General features: G+C 65.3%; 4 protein-coding genes and 1 pseudogene. 3 read left to right on the top strand and 2 right to left on the bottom strand.

Going from position 1 to position 3,606, the window contains the following annotated elements:
• Both EN750_RS23805 and EN750_RS23800 read right to left on the bottom strand, forming a co-directional pair.
• Nucleotides 1–522 (bottom strand): annotated as a pseudogene (locus tag EN750_RS23805) (HlyD family secretion protein); the annotation flags it as partial.
• Between the two features lie 13 nt (nucleotides 523–535).
• Nucleotides 536–1,222, bottom strand: a complete 687-nt coding sequence (locus tag EN750_RS23800) for a CerR family C-terminal domain-containing protein (RefSeq protein WP_127397826.1) — start codon at nucleotides 1,220–1,222, stop codon at nucleotides 536–538.
• Between the two features lie 90 nt (nucleotides 1,223–1,312).
• On the opposite strand from EN750_RS23800, the gene EN750_RS23795 reads away from it, so the two are divergent.
• The 3 genes from EN750_RS23795 (at nucleotide 1,313) to EN750_RS23785 (ending at nucleotide 3,603) form a co-directional block, all read left to right on the top strand.
• The gene (locus tag EN750_RS23795) at nucleotides 1,313–1,786 is read left to right on the top strand and encodes a CYTH domain-containing protein (protein ID WP_127268427.1); all 474 of its coding nucleotides are present in this window, start codon (nucleotides 1,313–1,315) and stop codon (nucleotides 1,784–1,786) included.
• Nucleotides 1,783–2,715: a CHAD domain-containing protein gene (locus tag EN750_RS23790; protein ID WP_127397825.1), complete on the top strand. Its 933-nt coding sequence runs from the start codon at nucleotides 1,783–1,785 to the stop codon at nucleotides 2,713–2,715. Before EN750_RS23795 ends, EN750_RS23790 begins: the two co-directional genes overlap by 4 nt.
• 81 nt (nucleotides 2,716–2,796) lie before the next feature.
• Nucleotides 2,797–3,603: a YiiX/YebB-like N1pC/P60 family cysteine hydrolase gene (locus EN750_RS23785; protein WP_127269745.1), complete on the top strand. Its 807-nt coding sequence runs from the start codon at nucleotides 2,797–2,799 to the stop codon at nucleotides 3,601–3,603.
• The last annotated feature ends 3 nt before the right edge of the window (nucleotides 3,604–3,606 follow it).

Here is a 3,606-nt window from a genome sequence, read left to right as displayed (position 1 = left end):
ATTGTCGGCGGCCTTGATCGTTTCGGCCCGTGCAGGCAGGCCGCCGACGGCGAGATTGGCATTGGCCTGGCCGACCTGCGCATTGGCCGTTTCCAGCGTGGCCGACGCGGTGTCGAAATCGGCCTGCGTACCGGCGCCGCGCTTGAACAGATCGGCGGCGCGGTCGTATTTGCGCTTGGCGTCGGCGGCCTGGGCGCTGGCCATGTCGACCTCGGCCTTCAGCACGGCGATCTCTTCCGGCCGCTTGCCGATCTGCAGGTCGGCCAACTGCGCCTGCGCCTGGGCAAGGCCGGCCTGCGCCTGCGCCACCGCGATCTTGGCATCGGCACTTTCCAGCGTCACCACGGTCGTGCCAGGCACCACACGGTCGCCGCGCTTCACCGTGACGGTCTCGACCTGCGCCACCTCGATCGGCGCCAGCAGCACATAGTCGCCTTCGACATAGCCGACGGCCAGCGGGGCAGCCGGGGCACAGGCCGAGAAGAGCTGCGCGGCGAGCGGCAGCGAACACAGAAAGCTCATGGTCTTTGCCCCTTCATGCTTTGCTCTTTTTGGAAGCCAATATGGCCTTGAGATTACCCGATGTGACCGCCACCACCTTGGCCGCCTCGGCGGCGCCGATGTCTTTCCAGCCCATGCGGCGCATCACCGCCTCGCGGCCGATGCGGAAATAGATGACCTGGCCAATCAGCGTGAACACGGTGAGCCTTGTGGCCTCGCTTTCGGCGGGCTCGCCGGTCGCCTGTTCCCAGAGCTGGCACAGCCGGCGATGCGTCGGCTCGAAGACGCCGTCATAGATGCGGTCGAGGGCTGCCGTCGGATGCGAAAGCTCACGCAACACGAACTGCACGATCTCGCCGGCCTGCGGGCTGGCCACGACAAAGCCGACCATCCGCTCCAGCGCCGCGAAGAGTAGCGCTTGCGCCGCCTCCGGATTGGCTGGTCCCGGCGCAGGCGCCTGTACATTGCCGAGCGCCTGGCCGGCTACACCCTGGATGGTCTCGACGATAAAGTCGGCGGCAGCGGCGCGAAGACCCTCCTTGCCGCCGAAATGATAGGCGATCGAGCCTATATTGGCTCGCGCCTCGGCGGCGATCTCGCGCGTCGAGGTGCCATCGAAGCCCTGCCTTCCGAACAGCTTCAGCGCCGCCTGGACAAGGGCCGCGCGCGTCATCTCGGCGGGCTCGCGGCGAAGAATGTTGGGCTCAGGCAGTTTGACCATGAGCGCAGTTTAATCAATCGATTGATTAAAGTCAAGTTCTGTTCGTCATTATCTTGCCATCGACGGCGGCAAACGCTTTAGTGCGCGGCCATGGGCAAGGAAGTCGAACGAAAATTCCTGGTCACCAGCACCGCATGGCGGGAACTGGCCGAGGCCAATATCCGCATTCTCCAGTTCTATCTCGCTGCCGGCCCCGGGCGCACGGTGCGTATCCGCATCAGCGATGGCGGTTCCGCCAAGCTGACACTCAAATTCGGCAGCAAGGCGCGCGAACGCGACGAATTCGAATACTCGATCCCGCTCTCGGAGGCGGTGGAGATGCTGGACTTTGCCATCGGACGTGTCATCGAGAAGACACGTCACCATGTTAGGCACCGTGGCTATCTCTACGAAATCGATGTCTTCGGCGGTCCGCTTGCGGGACTTGTGATCGCCGAACTTGAGACGCCGGAGGACGTGCCGGACGAAATGCTGCCTGATTGGCTCGGCCGCGAAGTCACCGGCGAGTCAAAATTCTACAACGCGTCGCTCGCCCTTGGGGGGATACCGGAGATCGCCGCATGAGCTTTCGTATCGATCCGCGCCTGCCGCTGACCGGCGAGGTCAGGCGTATCCTTGCCGAGGAAATCGGCAAGGCGCTGCATCACCTTGACGCCGCACGGAGCCGGCCGGAACAGGCGCTGCACAAGTGCCGCAAGCGGCTGAAGAGCGCCCGCGCCCTGCTGCGGCTTGTTCGTTCCGGCGACGAAACATTCTACGAGACCGAGAACCAGTGCTATCGCAATGTAGCCGGCCTGCTTGCCGGTCCGCGCGAGGCGACAGCGCTGATCGAAACCATCGACCGGCTGGCGGCGAGCTTTCCCAAGGAGAGCGCCGACGATGGGCTTACTGCTGCGCGCGACAGGCTGATCGCGCGCCAGCATGAACTGCACGAAGGCAGCGGGCTCGAGGCGGCGATCGGCGCGGCGACCGCCGCTTGCGAGGATGGCCTCAAACGCGTCGAAGCGTTGGCCTTGCCCGACCAGCCGGAACAGGCGGCCGACGTGCTTGCCGAAGGTGCCCGCGTCACGCTGCGCCGTGCCAGGAAGGCGCTCGACAAGGCCAGATCGCGGGGCGCGGCCGATGATTTCCACGATTTGCGCAAGGCGGCCAAGACCCACGGCATGCATCTGTCGCTGCTCGGCAGGCTGTGGCCGACACCGATCAAGGCGCGGCGCAAGGCGGTCGACGAACTGGGCGAGCGGCTGGGCGACCTGCACGATGTGCTGGTGATGCGCGCGCTGCTCGAGGCCGACGACCAGCCACTCGGGCTGCCCGAGGACACGAAACTTCTGGGCAAGCTGTTGAAACGGTCGGAGAAGCAGCTGAAGAAGAGCTGCCTGGCCGAAGCGGCCGAGCTGTTCGGCGACAATCCCAAACGCTCGACACGCAAACTGGCCCGCAAGGCGCGCGACGATCTGGCTGCGCCGCCGGAAGAGGCCGCGGCATCGTAGGACGCTCTTCCTCGCGCTCCGGACGGGGGAGGAAGGCGTGCGCTAGCCCTCATTGCCCGCCCATGCTAATCGCCATGGGGCATGACCGAGCCCGGCGACACGCTTCTGGATCGACTTGGCCGCTGGCTTGCCGGCCGGCTGCAGGGAGAATCGTCCGGCTACGAGCCCTACACTCCGTCCGATGCCGAAACGCTGCGCCGCACGCTTGAGCCGGGCGACATCCTGCTGATCGAGGGCAATCAGAAGATCTCGGCGGCGATCAAGTACCTGACCCAGTCGACCTGGTCGCATGCGGCCTTCTATGTCGGCGATGCCTTGCCCGCGCCGGAAGACGGCTCGGAGCGGCCGCGCCTGATCGAGGTCACGATCGGCGAAGGCTGCGTCGCCGTGCCATTGTCGCGCTACCGCACCTACAACACCCGCATCTGCCGGGCGAGCGGGCTGGCGCCGGAGGATCGCGACAAGGTCGTCGCCTTCATGATCGGCAGGCTCGGCCTGAAATACGACCTCAAGAACATTTTCGACATGCTGCGTTTTTTCTTGCCCACACCGCCGGTGCCGGTGCGCTGGCGCCGCCGCATGCTGGCCTTCGGCTCCGGCGATCCGACACGGGCGATCTGCTCGACGCTGATCGCCGAGGCCTATGGCCAGATCCGCTATCCGATCCTGCCCGAAATCACCCGTGCGCCCGGCCGAGCCTCCGCGCAGTCGAACTATTCGCGCAAGGAAATCCTGCACATCCGTCACCACTCGCTCTACACGCCGCGCGATTTCGACCTGTCGCCCTATTTCCGCATCGTCAAACCGACGCTGGAATATGGTTTCGACTACCGGCAGATGGTCTGGGACGACAAGGTTGCCGATCCCGGGGCAAAGGCCGCCGAATAGACG

The sequence above is a fragment of the Mesorhizobium sp. M7A.F.Ca.ET.027.03.2.1 genome, assembly GCF_003999175.1.
Classification (GTDB): domain Bacteria; phylum Pseudomonadota; class Alphaproteobacteria; order Rhizobiales; family Rhizobiaceae; genus Mesorhizobium.
The sequence above is the reverse complement of the archived record's forward strand: the minus strand, read 5'-3'. Positions and strand labels throughout refer to the sequence as shown.

What these genes read in the sequence shown, in the direction of transcription:
- EN750_RS23800 (WP_127397826.1), bottom strand. Translation starts at nt 1,222, where the DNA reads ATGGTCAAACTGCCTGAGCCCAACATTCTTCGCCGCGAGCCCGCCGAG.
- EN750_RS23795 (WP_127268427.1), top strand. Translation starts at nt 1,313, where the DNA reads ATGGGCAAGGAAGTCGAACGAAAATTCCTGGTCACCAGCACCGCATGG.
- EN750_RS23790 (WP_127397825.1), top strand. Translation starts at nt 1,783, where the DNA reads ATGAGCTTTCGTATCGATCCGCGCCTGCCGCTGACCGGCGAGGTCAGG.
- EN750_RS23785 (WP_127269745.1), top strand. Translation starts at nt 2,797, where the DNA reads ATGACCGAGCCCGGCGACACGCTTCTGGATCGACTTGGCCGCTGGCTT.